The 23,093-nt window shown below is 28.9% G+C and carries 20 protein-coding genes and 1 tRNA gene; 18 read left to right on the top strand and 3 right to left on the bottom strand.

What is annotated here, in order from left to right:
* Window positions 1-23 precede the first annotated feature (23 nt).
* The 16 genes from MOV42_RS10400 (at window position 24) to MOV42_RS10325 (ending at window position 18,880) form a co-directional block, all read left to right on the top strand.
* Complete coding sequence (locus MOV42_RS10400; protein WP_324171113.1) at window positions 24-272, top strand: TrbC/VirB2 family protein; 249 nt, start codon at window positions 24-26, stop codon at window positions 270-272.
* Between the two features lie 3 nt (window positions 273-275).
* On the top strand, window positions 276-566 hold the full coding sequence (locus tag MOV42_RS10395) for a hypothetical protein (protein ID WP_324171112.1): 291 nt from the start codon (window positions 276-278) through the stop codon (window positions 564-566).
* A complete protein-coding gene (locus MOV42_RS10390) occupies window positions 556-2,892 on the top strand; it encodes a hypothetical protein (protein ID WP_324171111.1) in 2,337 nt (778 codons plus the stop codon). The genes MOV42_RS10395 and MOV42_RS10390 overlap by 11 nt, the downstream gene beginning before the upstream one ends.
* Window positions 2,885-3,898, top strand: coding sequence for a hypothetical protein (locus tag MOV42_RS10385; RefSeq protein WP_324171110.1), 1,014 nt, complete (start codon window positions 2,885-2,887; stop codon window positions 3,896-3,898). The genes MOV42_RS10390 and MOV42_RS10385 overlap by 8 nt, the downstream gene beginning before the upstream one ends.
* 8 nt (window positions 3,899-3,906) lie before the next feature.
* A complete protein-coding gene (locus tag MOV42_RS10380) occupies window positions 3,907-4,824 on the top strand; it encodes a type IV secretion system protein (protein WP_324171109.1) in 918 nt (305 codons plus the stop codon).
* Window positions 4,825-4,966: 142 nt separating this feature from the next.
* On the top strand, window positions 4,967-5,626 hold the full coding sequence (locus MOV42_RS10375) for a VirB8/TrbF family protein (RefSeq protein WP_324171108.1): 660 nt from the start codon (window positions 4,967-4,969) through the stop codon (window positions 5,624-5,626).
* Window positions 5,623-6,840: a TrbG/VirB9 family P-type conjugative transfer protein gene (locus MOV42_RS10370; protein WP_324171107.1), complete on the top strand. Its 1,218-nt coding sequence runs from the start codon at window positions 5,623-5,625 to the stop codon at window positions 6,838-6,840. Before MOV42_RS10375 ends, MOV42_RS10370 begins: the two co-directional genes overlap by 4 nt.
* On the top strand, window positions 6,833-7,966 hold the full coding sequence (locus tag MOV42_RS10365; protein WP_324171106.1) for a TrbI/VirB10 family protein: 1,134 nt from the start codon (window positions 6,833-6,835) through the stop codon (window positions 7,964-7,966). Before MOV42_RS10370 ends, MOV42_RS10365 begins: the two co-directional genes overlap by 8 nt.
* On the top strand, window positions 7,963-10,146 hold the full coding sequence (locus MOV42_RS10360; RefSeq protein WP_324171105.1) for a hypothetical protein: 2,184 nt from the start codon (window positions 7,963-7,965) through the stop codon (window positions 10,144-10,146). The genes MOV42_RS10365 and MOV42_RS10360 overlap by 4 nt, the downstream gene beginning before the upstream one ends.
* 5 nt (window positions 10,147-10,151) lie before the next feature.
* A complete protein-coding gene (locus MOV42_RS10355) occupies window positions 10,152-11,129 on the top strand; it encodes an ATPase, T2SS/T4P/T4SS family (RefSeq protein ID WP_324171104.1) in 978 nt (325 codons plus the stop codon).
* Window positions 11,126-12,769: a type IV secretory system conjugative DNA transfer family protein gene (locus tag MOV42_RS10350; RefSeq protein WP_324171103.1), complete on the top strand. Its 1,644-nt coding sequence runs from the start codon at window positions 11,126-11,128 to the stop codon at window positions 12,767-12,769. The genes MOV42_RS10355 and MOV42_RS10350 overlap by 4 nt, the downstream gene beginning before the upstream one ends.
* An 8-nt stretch (window positions 12,770-12,777) precedes the next feature.
* Window positions 12,778-17,082, top strand: a complete 4,305-nt coding sequence (locus tag MOV42_RS10345; protein WP_324171102.1) for a relaxase/mobilization nuclease domain-containing protein — start codon at window positions 12,778-12,780, stop codon at window positions 17,080-17,082.
* A gap of 117 nt (window positions 17,083-17,199) precedes the next feature.
* Window positions 17,200-17,853 carry a ParA family protein gene (locus MOV42_RS10340; protein WP_324171101.1) on the top strand — a complete coding sequence of 218 codons (654 nt, stop codon included), beginning with the start codon at window positions 17,200-17,202 and terminating at the stop codon, window positions 17,851-17,853.
* A 1-nt stretch (window position 17,854) separates the two neighbouring features.
* The gene (locus MOV42_RS10335; protein WP_324171100.1) at window positions 17,855-18,094 is read left to right on the top strand and encodes a hypothetical protein; all 240 of its coding nucleotides are present in this window, start codon (window positions 17,855-17,857) and stop codon (window positions 18,092-18,094) included.
* A gap of 185 nt (window positions 18,095-18,279) precedes the next feature.
* Window positions 18,280-18,579 (top strand): hypothetical protein, encoded by a 300-nt coding sequence (locus MOV42_RS10330; protein ID WP_324171099.1) that lies wholly within the window; start codon window positions 18,280-18,282, stop codon window positions 18,577-18,579.
* Window positions 18,563-18,880, top strand: coding sequence for a hypothetical protein (locus MOV42_RS10325; protein WP_324171098.1), 318 nt, complete (start codon window positions 18,563-18,565; stop codon window positions 18,878-18,880). The genes MOV42_RS10330 and MOV42_RS10325 overlap by 17 nt, the downstream gene beginning before the upstream one ends.
* On the opposite strand, the gene MOV42_RS10320 is transcribed toward MOV42_RS10325, so the two are convergent.
* Together MOV42_RS10320 and MOV42_RS10315 are read right to left on the bottom strand one after the other, a co-directional pair.
* Window positions 18,877-19,623, bottom strand: coding sequence for a hypothetical protein (locus MOV42_RS10320; RefSeq protein WP_324171097.1), 747 nt, complete (start codon window positions 19,621-19,623; stop codon window positions 18,877-18,879). The two genes, MOV42_RS10325 and MOV42_RS10320, sit on opposite strands and share 4 nt — an antisense overlap.
* Before the next feature lie 647 nt (window positions 19,624-20,270).
* Window positions 20,271-20,347, bottom strand: a tRNA-Met gene (locus tag MOV42_RS10315).
* A gap of 138 nt (window positions 20,348-20,485) precedes the next feature.
* On the opposite strand from MOV42_RS10315, the gene groES reads away from it, so the two are divergent.
* Both groES and groL read left to right on the top strand, forming a co-directional pair.
* Window positions 20,486-20,746, top strand: a complete 261-nt coding sequence (gene groES, locus MOV42_RS10310; protein ID WP_324171096.1) for a co-chaperone GroES — start codon at window positions 20,486-20,488, stop codon at window positions 20,744-20,746.
* A 4-nt stretch (window positions 20,747-20,750) separates the two neighbouring features.
* Window positions 20,751-22,394, top strand: a complete 1,644-nt coding sequence (groL, locus tag MOV42_RS10305; RefSeq protein WP_324171095.1) for a chaperonin GroEL — start codon at window positions 20,751-20,753, stop codon at window positions 22,392-22,394.
* A 42-nt stretch (window positions 22,395-22,436) separates the two neighbouring features.
* Here the strand turns inward: groL and tpx are convergent, their stop codons facing one another.
* The gene (gene tpx / locus MOV42_RS10300) at window positions 22,437-22,946 is read right to left on the bottom strand and encodes a thiol peroxidase (RefSeq protein WP_324171094.1); all 510 of its coding nucleotides are present in this window, start codon (window positions 22,944-22,946) and stop codon (window positions 22,437-22,439) included.
* Between the last annotated feature and the right edge of the window lie 147 nt (window positions 22,947-23,093).

Below are 23,093 nucleotides of genomic sequence, written 5' to 3'. Positions count from 1 at the left end.
TGTTAAAAATTTATTTTTTATTCATGACATTTATGAGCAAAATATATGCAGCAACTATTGATATTGAAAATGCGATAGAGCCTACAGAATCAATAACAGTAGCTTTAACAGGCAAGTTTGTGGCAATAATAATGACATTAGCTCTCGTTTTTGTTGGTTACAGTTACATGTTTGGTCAAAACGATGAAAAGCAGAAAGAAAGATTGATTCAAATAATGAAAGGTGGTGTATTAATCCTCGTTTCCAGTTCAATAGCTGCTATTTTTGGATAAGCGATGAAAAACTATAGAATAATTACTGCACCTAATATACTTAACGGCATTAGTATATTAGGTTGGCTTGTTATTGCCGTTGTTTCATTAGTATTATTTGATATCACCCTTATATTTTCAAATGTAATGATAGCAATAGCAGTGACTCTTCCTACTGTCTTAGTTTTATATGGAATCATACTTTTAAAGTCAAAAATAAACCCAGATTTCATAATGATAAAACTCATACTATTTATTAAAATAAAATCAACGATAAATGCAGGAAATTTTAAAGGAAATTGCTATGTCTCATAATATAATATCTACAGTAATTAAATTATTGACTACTAAAATTCAAGCTCAAACTACATGGGAAAAAATGAATCCATTTTTAGAACTTGATAGAGAAGAAGACAGTTTAATATTAACAAAAAATAGTAACTTTGTAAGAGTTTTAAAATTAAGAGGCAAAGAATATAGTGGACTCGACATTACAAAAATAGAAGAGTATTTCAATATAAGAACAGAACTATTGCAAATGATTGATGATGATATTAATGTAACAACACATTCTGTAAGAGAAGTAGATATTAACAACAGTTACATAAATAATTCTAAAAAGTATCAAGACATTATTACAAAAAAGTGGAATGAAAATTTTCAAAAAAGCTATAAAACATATCATTATATAGTTATTTCAAATTCTTCACTTCTTGATTTATCAATAATGACACAACTATCTCAAAATTTATCAACGAACCAAAAAATCAAAAAATCAAAAGTATTAGACAATAGTAAAAAAATAGAGGCACAACTTAGTGATTTTGAACCATACATATTAAAGAATGAAGAATTGGTTTCATTTTTTTCTAGTTACATAAACGGAAAAAGCACAAATCAAAAAATTCCACAAAATAAAAGTTTAACAAATATACTACCTGGTATGACATTGAAATTTCCAAAAGATAAAGATTATATGATCTACGAAAATAATATTAATATTTACAGCAAATGGGTTTCTATACAACTTTTTGATAATGAAAAATTTGATGAACTTTTAATAGAAGAACTTATGAGCTATAAAGCTGTATTTACAATATACCAATCTTTTCAAAAATTTCCAAAAGATAAAGCACTTGCTGTTATTCAAAAAAAATTAAATATTTTACAAAACAATACTGACTCATCAAATTCTCTAGCGTATGATGAAATAGATGATATTAGACAAGCAATTGAGCGAAGTGTTATTTCTTTGTTTAATTATTCATTTTCAATACAAATAAAAAACAGTGATTTAAATAGATTAGAATATGATGTTGAAAATATTAAGAATATTATAGATGGGTATGGATATCGCTCTTATATAGAAACTGAAAATATTGAACCACTGTATTGGTCTTCTCTGCCTGATTATGCAGGATATAACGCAACAAAAAGACATCTTATATCTACAAACATCAGCTCAATGATAACTTTTACAACTGTTGCTCAAGGTGATGATAGATGCAGTTGGGGAAATGAGAGTTTAACAAAATTTTTAACTTCTCAAAGTACAAACTATGATTTTATTTTTCATGAGAGTACCAACGCTCAAGCTCTTGGCAATACAGTTGTTATCGGTGGTTCATCATCTGGTAAGACTACACTTATAACTTTTTTGTGCATGATGGCATTGAAATATCCAAATATGAAACAACTATATTTTGACAAGTTACAAGGTATGAAAGTTTTTACAGAGTTCATGGACGGAAGTTATTCAAAGTTTGAAGGAGACATCTCTCTTAATCCTCTGCAACTAGAAGACAATGATATCAATAGAGAGTTTTTAAATTCATTTTTTCAAATTATGAGTGGAAAGAATAGTGCAAAAGATATAAAAGATATTGATGATGCATTGAGTCAAGTTTACGAGCATCTACCAAAAGCACAAAGAAATTTAAAAGAGTTTGTAATTGCAATACCAGGAACTAATGAAGAGGACAGTTTAAAAGCAAATTTAGAGATATGGTCAACTGGAGCAAATAAAAGATTTTTTAGTGCTACCAAAGACAGCTTAGATTTTTCAACACAAATATCAGCTTTTAATATGGATAGCGTATTTCATAATAAAAAAGCTCCAACACTCATAAGTTATTACATATTTCATAGATTAAAAATGATTGTTTCTGAAACTACTTCCCCATCTATTGTTGTAATAGATGAAATACCTGATTACCTGGCAAATATAGATTTTGGTAAAAAAGTTGTAGAGATAATCTTAGAAATAAGAAAAAAAGATGGCATAGCTATTTTAATGGGGCAAAGCTTGAGTCTTTTTTTAGATACGGAAGCAGGAAGAAAAATAATTGGCTCATCAATAGCCAACTTTATATTATTTCCTGACACTTTAATAATAGAAGAAGCTAAAAAAATACTCAACCTCACAAGTGAAGAATTTAACTATATAAAAACTCAAACAAATAAAAGAAAACCACTCTTAAAAAGAGTAAATACTGGTGGTTCTGTGCAACTAAATGTAGATTTATCATCGTTAGGAAAATACTTAAATATATTCAACAGTTCAACAGTTGCTGTTTTAAAACTAGATAGATTAAAGAAGAAATTCCCAACAAACTGGAAAGAGAGGTATTTAAATGATTAAGAAAAGTATATTACTCACAATTTTATTAAATATAAATTTGTTTGGAGTAGGCGGAGCTGGGGATATAGTTTCTGACCCCGGTTCTTATGCTTATTATATGCAACAAATCACACAAGTTACTAAACAAATTGATTTGATAACTACGCAGATTAAAACTTTAGGTGGAATAAGAACAGTAATAGATGAAACAAAAAAAAATATATACAATGCTAAAGACAATTTAGAAAATGTTATGGGTAATATGTTGGAAAGTATGGAAACTTTAACTGATGCAATGCGTAACACCGAAATCAAATCGTTATGGTCTATTAAAAGAAGTTCAATAGGAGGTGGGTCAGGTGGCTTAATGTATGATGATATTTCTGAAAAAATAAGAGCTTATTTTAAAGTTGCTGATGATGAGATAATTGAGCGGATGGGTGGAAAACAAAAACTTAAAGAGTTAGAGATTGAATTATATACTTTTAGAAAAGCTTTAGACAAAACAAATCTTAATGATTTTAAAGCGATGATGGCTACAAAAGTAGATGATAAAAAAATAAATCAAAGTCTATTAATATCTAAATATTTAGAAAAGTTAGAGAGACAAACAAAAGATGATATTAAACAGGATTCTTTTGCCAATGTACAAGAAAATTATAATAGTTTTTTTCATCCTACTGCTCAACAAAAATATAAAAGAGAAAAGAATATAAAAAGATTAAAATCTTTTACTCAATACATAGAGAGTAGCGATGATTTAATGCAGCAGACACAAACATCTAATTTAATATTGCTTGAGATATTAAATATCCTCAACAAAGAATATAAATCTGCTCTTAGATACAGAAATGCAATTGCAACTCTTCATATTAAAAATATAAATAATCCTGCATATTTAGCACGATTAGTTGACAATCAAAAAAAGATACAAGAGGATTTAAAAAACATTCCTTACAAAAGAGACACATCAAAATACAATAGTTTGAAAAGAGCTAATGCATTGGGTGTTGGCTTTAGGTTCTAGGATTTAACATGATTGAGAAGTTGTCATATTTGTTCCAAGAGGCGTTGAGATTAATTAGTAATGCTATATATAGTGTGTTTCAAGACACATTAACACCTTTTGTTATCCCAGTAATAAATTTATATCTTGTTTTTATAGGTATAAAAATAATTCTTGGCGAAGAAGAAACAAGTAAAAAAAATCTTATCAGATTATTTCTAATTTTCCCAATTATTATGATGATTGTAATGGATTATGGTATGTACAGAGATTATATAATGAATCCAATCATGATCATAAGAGATTTTACTGTAACTTATATTACAGCAATTGCCAATGAAGGAAGCACTAATAATATTATTGCCCTAGACACAATCTTTTTAAGTATGAAAGATACAGTTTATAATGGGTTTGAATTTAGTTGGACAGATTGGAATATAGTAGATTTGATATTATCAGTCGCAGCTTTATTAGAACTTGGATTATTATATTTAGCAATAGGAACATTTCATATTGTTTCATTTGTAGTTCCTGGTCTATTTTTAACAGCCGGTCCTATCCCTCTCGCACTTTTTGCATTTGAGAAAACAAAAAATATATCTAGTAGTTGGTTTCGCTCTACTATCACTTATGCTCTTTACGGACCAATATCGGCGATAATGATGATATTTATTTACTATGTAACTAAAGTATCAGCGGCATCTATTAGCACAGATTTTGATGGAATGTTTTTTGTGATTCTAGCTTTGGGGGTATTACTATTTTTAACTCGTATGATACCAGAATTTGCGAACGGAATCATGTCATCACTTACAAGTGATGGTGGTGGTATGGGAGGTCAAATAACGCCAGGTATGAATACGGGAAAAGGGTTTAAAAGTGGTGCGATGAACTCAATAAATGCAGCAAAAAAATCAAAAGAGCTGTATTCAAAATTTAGAAAATAAGGAAATAGAAGATGAGAATAGTAATTTTAGTAATTTTAATTTTAATAACAGTTGTCTTTAGTGGATGTGCTTCCAAAGCTATACAGCTTGAAGAATCGCCTTGTGCAATAAACAATGTCACATATGTAAAAAGGGCATAAAAATGAAAGAAAAATCAGAAGGCTTAGAATCACAGAAGGCATTACAAGAGCTACCAGTCATTTTAATGAAAGTAATATTTGCTCTTGTACTTGTTGTAATAATTGAGGCTATTTCAATAGCGACACTGTTTCCACTAAAAGAAAAAGAAGTTTTTTTTGTAGAGTTTAAATCTTCTCAAGAAAATTATGTTGTAGTAAAAAAAGCCAATGCAACAATTTTGAGCAACAAGGCTTTACTTCATAATGAAATTGAAGGCTACATAATTGCACGAGAAAATATTAACCAGATAGATGAAGTAAGAAGATATACGCAGATAGTTAGATTAAAAAGCAACGATAGCATTTATAAGACTTTTTTAAATAGTTATCAAGCTAATAAAGGATTGTGGAAACTAGAAGGTTTTAAAAGAAAATGCAAAATCAAATCTATTTCTGATGTTCTTTTTGAACCACAAGCAAATGAGTACATAGCTATAGCAGAGTATAGCCTTATCGACGAGTATGCAGATGGAACAGTTCCACTAAAGAGATGGTTTAAAGTGACTGTTAGATACAACTTTATAAATCAAAAAATTAGCACTGAAAACTTAACTTTAAATCCATTGGGTACCAATATTATTGGCTACGCAATCACTACTTTAAATCAAGGACATAAAAAATGAAAAAAATCTTTTTAATCATAGTAATATCAATAAATATTTTTGCCTTTGAAGATTTTATATCTGAAAAAACTACAAAAGTTGAAGATATAAGTTCTGAAATAATGCAAAGCTCCATCGGAAATATTATAGATTTAGATAGCTTACAAAAAGTATATTTAACTAAGCCAACCAACGATGCAATAATTTCATATAAATATAGTCCAAAAAATCTAATGAAAATTAGAACAAGAATTTTAGGACAAACAACGGTAATATTACCAAAGGGTGAAATACCTGTAAGTAAAAAAAATGGTAATCCAGCAGCCTTTAAAATTGAGTTTTCAAAAGGTATAGACTTCAAATACAACATAAATAATACTTTTACTATCACAGCTGGATATATTGGTACAGATACAACATTAACAATTTTTGGTCAAAGTGGAAGAGTATATAATTTTTATCTTTATTCTATTGGCACTGATAGTGCCAAAATTCCAAACAGCACAGTATATATAACTAAAAATGGAAAGATACCAACTGCAAATTATTTAGATGATTTTGATGTGAAAGATCAAAAGATATCAAAACTCCGCAAGGAGATAAAAAAGTATAAACAAAAATTAAATCTTATAAAAGAGAAAAAGACAAAAAATCTAAAAAATTTTAATATAACAAAAATTCAATTTGATTATAAATTTAAAAAAGATTTTCAACTTCAATCAATATTTAATGACAAAGAATACACATATTTCAAATTTGATAAAGAGTTTAATATTCCTAAGTTTTTTACAGTTGATACTTTGCATGACAAAGTAAATATGAATTTCACAATGTTTGAAAATATTATTAAAATTCATAAGTTGTCAAAAAAATGGCAACTAGAACTAGATGGTTCATATATTACAATTGAAAAGACTGGAGAGTTTAAAGCAAATTTTTCTCTTAAAAAAATATATGTGGATATGACAGAAACTGAATTTGATTTAAAAAGTATTTCTGGTGCTAAAGAGCTTAAACCGGAAACAATATTTAGAGATAAAGAATTTACATATTTCAAATTTGATATAAGCGATGGATTTAAAAAATTTCCTGCAATCTACAAAGTAATTGATGGCTATGATAATCCTGCAATTTTTGAAATCATTGATGATTTTATTGTTGTGAAATCTCTAAACAAAAAATTTACTCTTCGATTAGGCGAAAAGCATAACTGCATTAGGCTTGAAGATGACTAAAGAAAATAAATATTTTACAATCTTTGGTGCAATTTTAACAGTAGTTACTTTAGGAATAATACTTGTTCCTAAATATTTTAATTCAAGTGATGAAGATGCAGCAATTAAATTTATGGACTTTAACCTGAGTCTACCAGCTGATTATTTCCCTCGTCAAAAACCTATTGTTCAGCTTGAACCTACACCAAAAAAATATTATAAACCTAAACAAGCTACGAAACCTAAACAAATAGTACTGGAGCCAAATATAGATTATTCAATCTTTCTTAAAAGAGATGAAGAGACCGAAGCTGAAAAAAAAAGAAAAGAAATACTTGCAAAATTGATGATAGCAAGTTTTAAAAATAAGATACAAATCGTTACTCAAAAAAATGATGTTTTACATAATAATCTCAAGGTAGATGAAAAAGATGAAGAAGACCCTTATCTAAGAGCATCTGATTATAGTAAAAATAAAAATCTTGCCTCTTTATATATTAATTTAGAAAGAACTATAGAGCTAAATACAATGATAAGTGCGATACTTCTTCCTACAGTAAACTCAACTTTAGATGGTCCTGTCATGGCAATGATAGAAGATAATATATATGCTTCCCATGGGAGAAATATTTTAATACCAAAAGGAAGTAAAGCATATGGTAGATATATCCCACTTAAAAAAATTGGTGATGAAAGATTAGCTATTACCTGGACCAAAATAAGAACCCCTCAAGGTGTAAATATAAATCTTTTTGCATCAAGTGCAGATGTTATGGGCAGAAGTGGTGCAATAGGTGAACTAGATAATCGTTGGTTCATGAGGTTTGGTTTAGCTATTACTTTATCAACTGTATCAAATGCTGTAGGTTATCTTGCGACAGATGGAATAAAAACAACTACTATTGGCTCGGCAACAACAACCGATGCCAGAAATGACATTATTAGAGATTATAAAAATGACATTTCTTCTATCACAAATCAAATTATAAAGGAGCAAAAAGTTGAGCCAACGCTTGAAATACCTGCCGGTACTCGTATTTATATAGTACCTATAGATGATATTTGGTTTTCTCAAGCTGAGAATAACAAAGTAGATGTTCGATTGGTAAATAAAATTCAATCTTATAAAAAAGGAAAAAATAGATGAAAGTAATTATAAAAACAGTAATAATATTACTAAGTTTGTTTATATCTTTAAATGCTAAAGATGTAATAAAAGTTGAGTCGATAGATAGTATGTTTATTAAAAATAAGAATGGTAAAGTAACAGCAAAAATTTTATTTGATAAAAATTTTAAAGGTACTTACGAAATAAAAGGAGTTTATAAACCCACAAAATTATTAAGTGGAAAAAATAAAATTGATATTTTATGGACAGAAATACAAAAAGGTAAAGCTACAATTAGAATTAAAAAACCACTTAATTCAATTTTAGTAACTTCTACAAATATAGAAGCTAACTCTATTTTTAAGGCTCAGGGAGATATTAAAAGTTTAAATAATGATTTAAACACTGTTTCAAAGATGCCAAATAGTAATAAATCAAATTCTAATAAAAAGGATAAAGTAGATAGTTCAAATTCTAAGAATAAAGATGATGATAGTAAAAATAAAAGAGATGAGTACCAAAGTGATTATTCTCCGACAAATGGTGTAGCAGGTACATTAGCTACAAGTTCAGGTACTAGACAACCATCTTCATCTCCATACCGCAAAGATGATAAACCTAGAACAGCAAATCCTCCAGCATCTAAAAAAGAAAAGACTGTTGGTTGTGACAATATCATTGATGGTAATACTATTCAATTTAGAACGCTTGTAGGAGATACTTGTATAAATAAGGGTGATGCAGTACCCATAGAAATTACAACTAAAAAGTGTAATCCTATTATAGATTATAAAACTAAAGAAGTATTTGTATCTTCAAGAAAAGTTGCTTTTAAAGATGGTGGAGAATTTTTGGTTAAAGATTGCACAGTTGATTATAAAACTCCTGTAAAACTTCAATCAAAAACTGTTGGTTGTGACATAGTTTTTAGAAAAGACTTGCTTAAGCAAGTACAACAGGAACAGCTATTTTATATATTTAATACAAAAGATATACTCATCGGTAGTTGTGTAGATAGTGATATAACATTTGATGTGTCTACTTTTATTGAGATAAATAAAGAATGTTCTCCACTTATTAATTACAAAACTAAAAAGGTACAATTTGGTTACAGAACTGTTGCCAATGTAGAAGGGTCTATAAAAGAGATAAAGCCTTGTGCTTATGAAAAAAATACTAATGAACTTATCTCTACTTATGAAGATTGTCAGATTAGAGATGATTTTACAAATAAGATAAGTGTTCAGCAAGAAAAATTTTATTATATGTTTGAAAATAAAAAAGTTTTTGCCGGAGAATGTAAAGACTCAAGTGTAGATTTTAGACATTATATCACTGATGACACATGCACTCCTAAACAAATTGGAGATGATAAGGTAGTATTTGAAAAAAGAGTAGCTTATAGAGATGTAAATAATATAGTTAAATATATTACTAAATGTCAACCTTCAACAGATGGAGCATTAGAACTGTATGAAGAATTTTGTGGGTATGAACATGATTTTAATAATCATCAGTCTTATCCAAAAAGTAGAAAATGGTTTAAAGACCCAGATACAGATAATAAAAAATATCTTACACAGTGTTTAAAGCAACCTTTCAATTTTCCTCATAAACAAGAGCTAATTAGATGGGAGAATGATGATATAAAATTAACTGGAACAAAACATGTAAAACTCTTTTTTACTGATAATCAGTTTGAAAATACAGATGTTTACATAAGTGATGATGGTAGTGATGATGTAGCATTAGCTCCTCAACCTTATGTCAAGAGTGTACAAAACTTAGAGTTTGTAGAACAATTAGGATATAAAAGACTTGATAAAGTTAATGATGATTATATATTTTATGGTGATGACAGTAAGGTTATAGATTTTGGTGGTGGCTTGTATCCAACTTATAATGACGATGTTATTAATATTACTACAACTTTATTTATTGGCACTTTTTTTGAGGATTTGCGTGTTACATATTCTAGTTGCTCAGGAGGCGATGTAATTAGTTCAACCAAAATATACAAAAAAAATCTTGGAATAGGTTGTGATGATGAGTATCCACTAAAAGAATGTTATTTTACAAAATCATACACTCACAAAGATTGTAGAAAATGGAATTACTATGAAAAAATAGATAAATATAATCTTATAACAGATTTTTTAAGACCTGATAGCTCTATTTTTCATCAAAGTACTAAAGAGATTTTAAGAGTTAATAGGTAGCTAATATGCCTCATAAATCTTCACAAATATTAAAGAACTTGTTAAGCGATATCAGTCCTATACTAAAAAGGACTGATATAAATGAGATTATCTTAGATGAACCTGGTATAGCTAAACTTGATTTAGGTAATGAAACATGGGAATACATAAATAGCAAAGTAATAACTCAAGCTTTTTTGGAAAACTTCCCAAAACAGTTAGCTACTTGGTCAAATCAAAAGTTTGATGAAAAGACTATAAATTTAAGTACAGCAATACCAGGAACATATAATCGTGTAAATGTAATTCATAAATCTATACTTCGCTCAATTCATGACTGTAACACTATAAACATTCGTATTCAAAAACCTACAAAGTTTCATCTTGAGAGTTTTTTAAAATCTGAAATACCAGACTCATATAAAGAAGCAGGTAATCCAACTTATAATAAAAATGATAGTTTTGAGGCAAAAATAAAAGCTATTATGGACAAAGAAGAAAATGTTCTAATATCTGGTGGAACTAATAGCGGTAAAACATCACTGTTTAATGCTTTAATAGAATTTATCAATATAAATTATAGAGTTGTCACTATAGAAGATTCTCCAGAATTAAACATACCACATAGAAATAAAACACAACTTCTAATTTCAAAAAGTGGTTCAAATATTTCACAAACTACATACAAAGAAGCTACAGATATTTCAACGAGAATAAGACCAACTGTTCTATTAGTTGGAGAACTTGACACTAACAACACATCAACATTCTTAAGACTAGGTAATACAGGTCATAAAGGAATGATAGCAACATTACATGCAAATACACCAGTAGATGCAATCACTGCACTGGAGTCAAATTTAGGACATACAAAGAATCCAATTTCACTAAAAGCGATGCATAACCTTATGCGAAGTGGTGTTGATCATATTATTCAAATGTATCACCATCAAATAGTAGAAATCATGCCCATGAAAGAATTATTAAAGGAGAACCAACTATGAAATTTTTACATAGATTTTATTTATTTTTATTTTTATTATTTACTTTTACACCTATATTATACTTGTATAGCATACATTTTATATTTCAAATAGATCCACTTAAGTTGCACCTTTGGCAGCATGTTGAAGCTCTTGAGAGTATAGTAAATAAAACGGCACAACCAATATTTAAACTGTCTACTATTGTTGCTTTTGTATTTCCTTTTTTAGTCTTTTTACCAAAAAAAGGTGTAAAAGGCGAACATGGCAGTGCAAGTTTTGCAACTGCGGCACAAATAAAAAAAATGAAATTGCTTGAAAAATCAGGTGTTGTTTTAGGTAAATTTGGAAATAAACTATTGAGATATAATGAAAAATTAGCTGTTTTGGTATTGGCTCCTCCAGGGGAAGGTAAAACAGCCGGTATTGCTATACCAAATTTACTGACTCATGAGGGTTCTGCTTTTGTGCTTGATGTAAAAGGAGAGCTTTACGATAAAACAAACGAATATAGAAAAAAAAAGTTTGGATCTAAAATTTATAAATTCAATCCTGCATCTTTAGAAACGATGAAATTTAATCCATTTGATAAATCAATTTTTCAACATTTACAATGGCATGAAAAAGAAGAGATTATAGACCAAATTGGATATTTAATTTATCAACAAAAAGAACACCATGATCATTGGATGGAAGAAGGTAGAAGTTTATTTATAATGTTTGTCTTATATTTAACTTTTAAAAATGGATTTACTTCAATACCAGATGTTAGAGAGTTGATAATATCTGATTTTAGTAAGTTATATGGTGAAGAGTATCAATTTGAAGATGAAACAGAAGCTATGATGTATTTTATTAGAGAAGACATGATAAAAGATGAAGCCTTACCTTTAAGAATAAGAGAAGAAGCTATTTCACTTTTAAGGAAAGTTGATAAAGAACTCTCTGGTGTAATTTCATCATGTAAATCACCACTTAATATATTTGCTACTACAACAGTAAGAGAATGTTTTAGAACAAATGATTTAATTATTGAGGATTTTAGACAAGAATCATCAACTCTTTATATTACGATAGCTGAAAAAGATTTGGAAAGATTAGCAACTGTCAATAGGATTTTTATTGACTTCAATTTAAGAAAATTATTATCAAAAGAGCCTAAAAAAAGTGACTTAGATATTTTAGGTATGTTTGATGAGTTCCCAAGATTTGGTAAAATTCCTTATTTAGTGGATTTGCCGGAACTCGGTCGTAGCTATAAAATAATATCATTTTTAATAGCACAAGATTATGGTCAGATAGAGTTACTATATGGCAAAGCATATATTAGTAAAATTAACACTTCTACTGCATATAAAGTTATTTTCCCTCAAACAAATGTAGAAACAGCTGAAATGACAAGTAAGTATATTGGTGATTTTACAAGAGAAACCAGAAGTGAAAGTAGGTCAGCTGGAGCTAATGGACACACAAACAAAAGTTTATCTACTCAACTTTCAGGACAAGCTCTAATATCAAAGCAAGATATCTTAAATATGAATGATGGTCAAATTTATATACTTGTTAAGAACTATTACAAACATCCAATTAAAGCAAAACCATATTTATATTTTGAAGATAGAAAATTAAAAAAACTTGTTCCCCGTAATGAAGATAAATAAATATGTCTATGAATCTAGCACAGGAATATGAAGAGTATGACAGAGCCGGTAAAAAGGCTAAAGCCATTAGAAGTAAAGTCATGCATTTTAAATCACCTAACAGCAATCAAATTGCATATTATGATGGAGTACCTACACCAGTTGTATTTAAAATAATAAAAAATATAGATAAAGCAACTGGTAAAACAAATAGAAATGTAGGCTACTCAACGATGAAAGCTCTTGATTATTTAGCTCGTGATGTAGACGAACTTAATGAAGAAGCAGCACCTGATAAAATAGAACAGATGGAACAAAATAGACCAGATTTTTTAGATAAAAATTTGGTTTTAGAGTGTGATGATGGTAGAAAACTTGAATCAAAACAAGACAGATTAATTTTATATAACGAATGGAAAGAAACTTTTACAAATAGAAAAAATGGTAAAGATTTTGAACATATTTTACTCTCAACTAAAGAAGCACCAGGTACTCATGATAAAGAAATTTTAGATGCAGCACGACAAACTTTATCTAAACAATTTGCAAAAGATGGCTATAACTATATATTTGTTTTACATAGAGATAGAGAACATACACATGTACATGCTATCGTCAGAGTACACAATGCTATGGAAGATAAGAGATTAGATATAAAAAAAGATGACATAAATAAGGTAAAAGACACATTTGCTAGTGAACTTCGTTCAAGAGGATTAAACTACGAGAATTTTATAAATTTTAATAAAATTTTAGGCATTAATAGCCAACTCAAATATCTGCAACATAATGATTTAAGTTGGTTTCAATCAAACATGAAAAAGTTTGAAAATGAAAACATCGATGGATTACTTAAAACTATCAAAAGTATAGACAAAGATTTAGAAATTTTAATAAAACAAAAAGAAAATATAAAACTTTTAAAAAAAGATAAAAAAGTCATAAGTGATAATATAAGTCATTTATATGCAGATAAAAGAGCTATTATCCACAAGCTAAATGGCTTGGAGTATGATTTGCAACAGGCAACAAAGAATTATACGAGCTTAATAAAAAAAAGAGACAGCATAGAGTGGTATTTAAAACAAACAGGTGCTTATAAAGAAATAGATAAAAGAACTAATGAAGCTCAAGAGCTAGTTATTCAAAAGAAGCTTGAGCTAAATAAAGCTCAACTTTATATTGAAACTACAAAAGGCGAACTTACATTTAATAGTAAGATAAAAAAAGACACTTTGTATTATTTAAATGACTATTTAAAGGATGATTCAAAAAAAGATATAAATAGTTTATTATATAGACTTAATACATTAGAAACAAAGATGCCAAAATCAAAGTTAGTTAAAGAGATAAAAGAGCTAAAAAAAGATATTTTAGATGATGAATACCACACTACAATCAAATCAGATTTTTTAAAAGTACTAAATGAAGTAAAGAGCAGCAATAAAGCTATTCCTATAAATGATGAATTTACAAATAATTTCATTAAGAATATAGATAAAAAACTAGATGTTGTTATCAACAATGTCAAGAACAATAAAGATGTGTCTGCGAGAGACATGAAGAGTATAGGATTTGATTTAAACACATTTGAGAGTTCAACAAAAGTTTATCAGGTTGATCATATAAAAAATACTCCAGAGAATCTAAAAGAGTTTGAGAAGTTTAAAGAGTATTTTGATAAAAAAAACTATCAAACTTTAGTTAAAGAGCTACAAGAAAATAAACTAATAGACAGAAATTTTAATTATGCTTTAGAAAAAGCTACAAACAATGAAAATATAAAATTGCTTCCTGTTGATTTGAAGCGATCTTTAGAACTAGAGAAGAGAGAAGTAGAGGTAGAGATATTAAATATTGATAGTTATCATAAATATTTAAATGACAACCAAAATACTATTTACTATGAGACTGTATCGACTGCAATTTTTAATAGTGGTAAATTTTTAGAGACTATATCAAGTAGACTAAAAAATGAACTTGGTATTGAGATAAAGACTAAAGAACAGTTATCTCAAAATATGAATAAAATAGGTAAACACTCAGAACTAAGAAAATTAATTGATAATGAAATACATAAAAATATTAATGATTTTAGAAAAGTACATAAACTAGAAGACAACAATACATTTAAAAAGTACCTGGACAAAATAGAAACTAAAAAAGCTTCAAAAACTAAATTAAGCAATGAAGAAAAAGAGTTAAATAATTTAACCGGATTTTTACAAAAAAATGCAGGTTTATATCCTATCTTTGAAAGCGATATGCGTAAAATAAATTTAAACACTCTTGAGTTTAAAGACAAAATGGAAACTTCTATAAAAGTTGATGTAGTACCAGTTAATGATAACACTAGAGGAGGTATTAATAATATATTTGACACTATGATGCAGAACTCTCATGACAAAAAAGTGCAAGTAAAGATAAATGAAATAGATTTAAAAGCTATTAATAAGCTAGAGAACCAGTATAAGACAAAAGCAGAGTTCAAAGATAAAGCAAAGGAGTACATTAAAGCAGCTGCAAACAAGAGTGAAAGTAAAAAGTATTTAGCAGCTGTTTTAGACACTAAAACTTTATCTGGTATGCAGTACATGATAAATGAAGACAAAATCAAAGAAGTACCTAAAAGCTTTTTAGAGTCAAGAAATATAGATACAGCTAACCTTCCTGTTGAGAAGATAGATAAAAAAGTATTTACAATAGCCATGAGTTCAAAAGAGAACTTAGAGCTATTTAAAAATAGAGAGATTGATGATATTCAAGAGTTAAATAATCCAGATGCTCCTATTAATTTAGATTCATTTTCCGATGAAGCGTATGAGATTATTAAAAATCAAAACTACAAAGAAGTTTTTACTGAAATAGAAAATATGAAATTTGAAAATTTATCTATGAAAAAGAATAAAAATGACTTTTATAAACTATTTGCTGTAATCTCAAATGCCAAAGATGCCAAAGATATTGATACACTGGTTGAAGCCTACAAATTAGATAGCTTTAGTGACAAAAGCCAAATGATAAAGGATTTTGGAAAAGCATTAAATGTAAATCCGAAAAATATTAAAAAAAATATTTGGTATAGCAATACTAAACAACCACCGCCAGAAGTTTGGAGTAAAGCAGATGATATGGTTTTAGAAACATTGGTGCATGATTATAAAGAACAGTTTATAGAAGAATATGTAAATGAAATTTCTATAGAGTATCTTTTATTTATGTCTGAAAGAAACGATATACCCGGAGAACTTATTCAAAAAAATATAGACGAGTTTAATAAAGGATTAGAAGATTTTAAAGAAGAATACTTTTTAAATGAAGAATATCAAAAAAACATAGAATCAGTAAAAGAACACTTAAAATATGGAGAGTTCAAATCGGCTAGAGAAGTTATAGAAAATTCAAATCTTGGTGAGGTTGATATAAAGATTTTAGATGGCTATTATGAAGAGCATATCGATATGTTTGCTAATGATTTAGAGTCGGCTGCATTACATATAAATAAAGAAAATGAATTGGATAAAAAAACATATCTTTTAGAAGATTTTGTTGAAAATGATAAACATAAATATCCACCTAAAAAAGAACAAGTATTCATCAAACCTAAAGAAATTGCAAAAGAGCTTGAGACTGATTTAAAGATACCAACAGAAATTAAAGAGGAACTAGAGCCGATTAGTCCTACAAAGCATGACAAACTAAAAGTGCAATATGTTAATAAAGAAAAAGAGTTTATAAACAAACTCATCGTAACGCTTGATAAATCACTAAATGAGCAAAAGGCACATGATTATAAAGACATGATATTTAAAGCTTCTAAAACACTCTCCAGTGAACTCAAAAGAAATGTAAACCAAATTGAAGATATTAAGAGAGTATTAGAAGAGATGCCAAAAAATTACAAGGTCGAAAAGAAGTGTTTAGAAGAAAATTTAAATGATTTCTTTTATAAAGCTAATAAAACTAATGATGCAGTAAAACAATATATAGAAACAATAGATAAAAGTGATTTAGATAATAAATCTAAACTAGAGTATAAATTAGGTTTATATGATGAGTTAGCCAAATATAGATATAGCGAACGAATTATAGATGCTATACCAGGTATTAAAAATGAGATGCTAGATAGAGGTATAGAGCATTTTAAATTGATAAATAAGCAGTTGGAAACTCCAAAGATTGATAAAGAAACTAAATTAGAACTATTGGATAAATCATCACAGCTATTAAAAGATTTCAATAAATTAAACCCTACTTGGAAGCAAGAACGAACTATTTCTAAGTTACATAAAGAACAAGTAAAAAACCTAAAACAAAGAGATATGGAAAGATAAATAATCAATATTGTATAAATATTTATATAGCATTGTTTAGATATTTATACAATATTGGTTTAATATCTATTTAAAGTTAATTATACTATCATTTTAACTAAGTATTAAAGGATATCTATGAATAAACTACTTGAGAAGTTATTAAATAAGTTGCCTTTTGTAATTGTTTTCGCTCATCAAAAAGGGGGTAGTGGAAAAAGTACAATTTGTATGAATGTTTCTACTGAGCTATCTAAACAATTTACAACTACATTCATAGACTTTGACAAGCTACAGCAAATGACAAAGTATAACAATAATAGAGAAGAACCTATAAATAGTGTTGTAATTAAGGATGAAAGAAAACTAGAGCAATTCTTGCGAAATGATAAAGGTCTTACGGTAATTGATTTAGGTGGTTACGACAGTGATCTCTCCAGAGTTGTGCTACTACTTGCAGATATGATTATTATACCCATGTCAGATAGTGATAATGATATAGATGGTTTTAGAGAGTTTTCTCATCTAATAGAAAAAACTTTTAAGATTAGAACAGATTCCAAAGCATTTATTTTAGTTAATCGTGTTCATCACGCTGATAAATCAACACATAGAGGCTTAACAAAATATGTAGAAAATACTATATTCAATGTATTTGATACTGTAGTTAGAGATAACAAGTTGCACACAAGATTATTATCAACCGGGAAAAATGTTGTAGAAAAACAATTTTTTAGTAAGCCATCTAAAGAGATTCAATCGTTAGTTCAAGAAATTATAGAAAAGGCGTAATGTGGTAAAAGATAAATTTGATTTATTGAAAACTGATAAAGTAAAAAACTTAAAAAAAGATAGTCACTTAAAAGAAACTGCTAAAGCAGTTCCGATAAAAAAAAAGATAGATCGAATGGTCTATGGCATATCTGTAGAATTACAAGATGCTGCGGAAGCATCTGGAGAAAGTTTGAGCGGTTTTTTGAAAAGAGCTGGGCTAAAACTTGCTAAAGAAGAAGGACTAATAATAAAAAATTAAATTTATAAAGGAGGTAAAAAAGTATGAGTTATCAAAAAATGATAGCCTTGCAGAGTTTGGCGACAGTACAAGGCATTGCATTGAAAACAATTAGCGACCTTGCTAAATTTGTCTTAACAGAGAAATTATAGCATAAACAAAATGATGAGCTTAATTGCTCATCTAAATTATAACAAGGATACAAAATGAAAAAAATAGTTTTAATCGCCACTATTGTTGGCTTACTTCTTACAGGTTGTGTAGAAACTACAACTCACTGGGATACATCTGTAACTAACGATACAGTGTTTAGAGAAGATTTAAATAAATGTGTATATGAAGCAAATTTAAATACTCAAAAAGGCATGATTAGCGAATACGCTGCCAATGAACGAGTTAAAAAACTTAGAGATATGTGTCTTAAAGCTAAAGGCTATAAAATAATATCCAAGGAAACAAAGCATACTGGAATTAAACAAAAGATACAGAATGTCAAATCTGATTGAATTTACTGATTGTCAAGGCAATTCAGTAGTGATAAACATGAGTGGCTCTGGAATGAGTTTTGACAAGAAGCTCACTCAAACTTATATTGAAACATGCATTAAAAATCAAGACACAACCGAGAGCGTAAAGATAATCGATACACCTGAGATAAAATACGATGAAGTTCAATTGATTATGGTTGAGTTCTCTGATAATTCGTTAAGATTTGAAGTAAGATTTCTAAAAAAAGATTTAATAGTGCTAGAAAAACTAATAGGCACTATTGGCGAAGCTCTGGAATATTTTTATGAGCACTCTTAAAACTCTTTTAAACTCTCATGATGAAGTTTATTAACTAAAAGGTAAGTATCTCCTAGATACTTATCAAAACTGTTAAAAACACTCTTAATCTCATTGATATCCACTTCTTTTTCAACATTAAAATAAAATGCTATTTGATTAATGTCATTAGATACAGCATCTACTTGAGAAGCATTTTTCATAAGCTCACGAGCCAAAACTATTTTTTTATCTGATATAACAAAATACTTTTTATCTAAATAGTATTTCAACGAAGTTCTTATGAATTTACTTCTATCAAAATTTATAAATGAGTACTCTTCAATTTTAGACATAATTTGGGAGTAGACATTAGACCCAATTCTTAGAGTTATTATATTGTCTTTTGTATTTAGATCATTAAATGGTTTTAATAATAGGACAAGAGAATTAATATTTAATATTTGCTTTTTAACATCTTGCTGCATAAGTTCTAAAGAATTGACTAGCTCACTAGAACTTGTAAACTTTTTTATATGTTTTTGTATTTGACTGAAGTTTGAGATAACTCCAGATAAATCAAGTTTTAGTTCATTTAAAACTTTAATAATTATATTTGTATTCTGCACATAAGCAAATAAATCCTTATTAAAAAAGCTTTCGATAGATGCTCTTATTAATTTACTTATGTCGTAACTGCTAAATTTTTTTAACGCCAGTTTACGGTTGATTTTAAGCAAAAGTCTATCATCAATTCTAGTTAATACTCTCTTATTTTTTGTCAATATAAGCACCTAACAATTAGTTTAATTAGCAACTAATTGTATCTAAAAAGAAAGAAAAATCATAGTCGGTTTTGGGAATTTGTCATACAAATTCCCTATCCTGCCAACCTAAATAAATAAATTAATTTAGGTTGAAAAGAAAAATATTGTATATATTAGTGTTTTTAGTGTTTTTAAAGTGTGTTAGTAGAGTTTTAGACTGTGTCAATAGAATTTTAGATTGTGTCATATATGAAAATGTGTGTGTCAAATGAGTTTATCATTGTGTCTGTAGTATTAATGGCTCTTTATTATTAAATTCATTGAGATAAATATATTGTTGGGTTTAAAGTGCATAATTATACTTATTTTTTTAATACTGTAGTGTTAAAGATATTGTTAAAGATATTGTTACTTGGTATATGTAGAAAAATTATTTATTTATGAACCTATATAAGGTTGTTTAAAGAGGTAGGTAGTAACTGTGTAGTTACTGGTGGATAATTAATAAATATTCGACTAGTAACTGTGTAGTTACTACTTAGTAATTAAAAAATTAATGATTGGTAATTAAAAAATTATGGGGTAATTGTGTAGTTACTACTTAGATTTACTTGTAAAAAGTATGACCTAAAGTATGACCTACAAAGTAAAGTATCTTAAAAAGATGGTGTCAAGAGGGGGACTTGAACCCCCGACCCCCGGCTTATGAGACCAGTGCTCTAACCAGCTGAGCTACCGTGACATCCGTTTGTAGGTCGGAATTATAACCATGAAAAGCTTTAAAGAATCTTTATTTGTTTTAAGATGGCAATACTATTTATCAATCATTTACTTATATTTAGATATTATCACAAATAATAATAAAAGATGAAGGATATATATGAACTTTCAACCATTAGGAAAAAGAGTTTTAGTAAAAAGGGTAGAAGAAGCAACTACAACAGTTTCTGGAATAATCATACCAGATAGCGCTACAGAAAAGCCTTCTCAAGCAAAAGTTGTAGCAGTTAGTAAAGAAGTTAGTGAGCTAAAAAACAGTGATGTTGTTTTATTTGGCAAGTATTCAGGTAATGAAGTAACTTTAAAAAATGAAAAATATTTAGTAATAGATACAGATGATATTTTTGGAATAATAGGATAAATTTATGGCAAAAGAGATAATATTTTCAGATGATGCAAGAAATGCTCTTGCTCGTGGTGTTGCAAAACTAACAGATGCAGTAAAAGTTACAATGGGACCAAGAGGTCGTAATGTTTTAATTCAAAAAAGTTACGGTTCACCTATAATAACTAAAGATGGTGTTTCAGTTGCAAGAGAGATTGAACTTAAAGATAAACTAGAAGATATGGGTGCTCAACTTGTAAAAGAAGTAGCATCTAATACTGCTGATGAAGCAGGTGACGGTACAACTACTGCAACCATTTTAGCAAATGCTATTTTTTCTGAAGGTTTAAGAAATATTACTGCTGGTGCTAACCCTGTTGAGGTTAAGCGTGGTATGGATAAAGCATGCGAATCAATTTTAAAAAATTTAAAAGCTGCATCCAAAGCTGTAAATGGAAAGCAAGATATAGCCCAAGTGGCTACTATTTCTGCAAATTCTGATCATGATATTGGTAATATGATTGCTGAAGCGATGGAAAAAGTTGGTCAAGATGGTGTTATAACCGTTGAAGAAGCTAAGGGTATTTCTGATGAGCTTGATGTTGTTGAAGGTATGCAGTTTGATCGAGGTTATTTAAGTCCGTACTTCATTACAAATACAGAAAAAATGACAGCTGAGATAGAAAATCCTTGGATTTTACTAGCAGATAGTAAAATATCTTCTTTAAAAGATTTACTCCCAGTTCTTGAGCAAGTTCAAAAAACTTCTCGCCCACTTCTAATTATTGCTGAAGATGTAGATGGTGAAGCACTTTCTACTTTAGTTGTAAATAAACTTCGTGGTGTGCTTAATATTTCTGCTGTTAAAGCTCCAGGTTTTGGAGACAGAAGAAAAGCTATGCTTCAAGATATAGCAACTCTTACAGCAGGAACTGTTATCTCTGAAGAAACAGGTCATACTATTGAAGGTGCAAGTATTGAACTTCTTGGTCAAGCTTCTCGTGTGGTAATAGATAAAGACAATACTGTTATCGTTGATGGTGCTGGAGTTGAAGAGGCAGTAAAAGCAAGAATCTCTGAAATCAAAACTCAACTAGATGCTACAACAAGTGAATATGATAAAGAAAAACTCCAAGAGCGTCTTGCAAAACTTAGTGGTGGTGTAGCAGTTATAAAAGTTGGCGCAGCAACTGAAACAGAAATGAAAGAGAAAAAAGATAGAGTTGATGATGCACTTAGTGCTACAAAAGCTGCTGTTGAAGAAGGTATTATCATTGGTGGTGGAGCTGCCTTTCTTCGTGCTGCAGCAAAAGTTTCTCTTGATTTAGAAGGTGATCAATTAATCGGTTGTGAGATAATTCTTCGTGCTGTAAAAGCGCCTCTTAAACAGATTGCAGAAAATGCTGGTTTTGATACTGGTGTAGTTGTTAATGCAGTTGAAATTGCTAAAGATAAAAATGTAGGTTTTAATGCTGCAACAGGTAAATATGTAGATATGTTCAAAGCAGGAATCATTGACCCACTAAAAGTTGCTCGTGTTGCTCTTACAAATGCAACATCAGTTTCATCATTACTTCTTACAACAGAAGCCGCAATTTTTGAAATACCAGAAAACAATCCAGCTTCAGCTGATATGGGTGGTGGAATGCCTCCTCAGATGGGGATGCCAGGAATGGGGATGTAATCTAAAGTAAGTTTAGATAGAACTAAGATGCTATTTTTAGTTCTATCTCGCTTCTTTTATAGCTTCTAATGCAGCTTCATAGTTTGGCTCATCAGTTACTTCTGAAACAATCTCTTTATATACAACTTTACCACTTCTATCTACAACAAAAATAGCTCTAGCACTTAGACCTTTTAGCTTATTGTTATCCATTAAAATACCGTATGCTCTACTTACTTCTTTATTTATATAGTCAGATGCAACAGTTAGGTTTTCAATACCTTCAGTAGTGCAAAATCTATCTGCGGCAAATGGCAAATCCATAGAAACAACAGTTGTTTCACAAATATCTAAGTTGTTTACATCAACATTAAATCTTCTCGTTTCAGCTGCACATGTATCAGTATCGAGTGATGGAACGGTAATAATCAACTGTATTTTATCTTTAGCTCCACCGATTGAGATATTGCTTAAATCAGTTCCAATTGCTATAACAGATGGTGCTTTATCCCCAACATTAATTTGATTTCCAGTTAATTTTACAGTAGAGTCATTAAAGTTTGTTGTTTGCATAAAGTTTCCTTAATCTAATTTGAAATATACTATCATAAAAACAGTGTAAAGAGTATTAAAAATTAATTTTACAAACCTTATGATATGTATATAATCTAAGATACTATAAGCTCTAATTTGATAAAATACTACTCTTATAATAGTTTC

The organism is Sulfurimonas sp. (assembly GCF_029027405.1).
In the GTDB taxonomy this organism is placed as follows: Bacteria; Campylobacterota; Campylobacteria; order Campylobacterales; family Sulfurimonadaceae; genus Sulfurimonas.
Note: the sequence above shows the minus strand (reverse complement) of the source record. Positions and strands in the feature narration are given on the sequence as shown.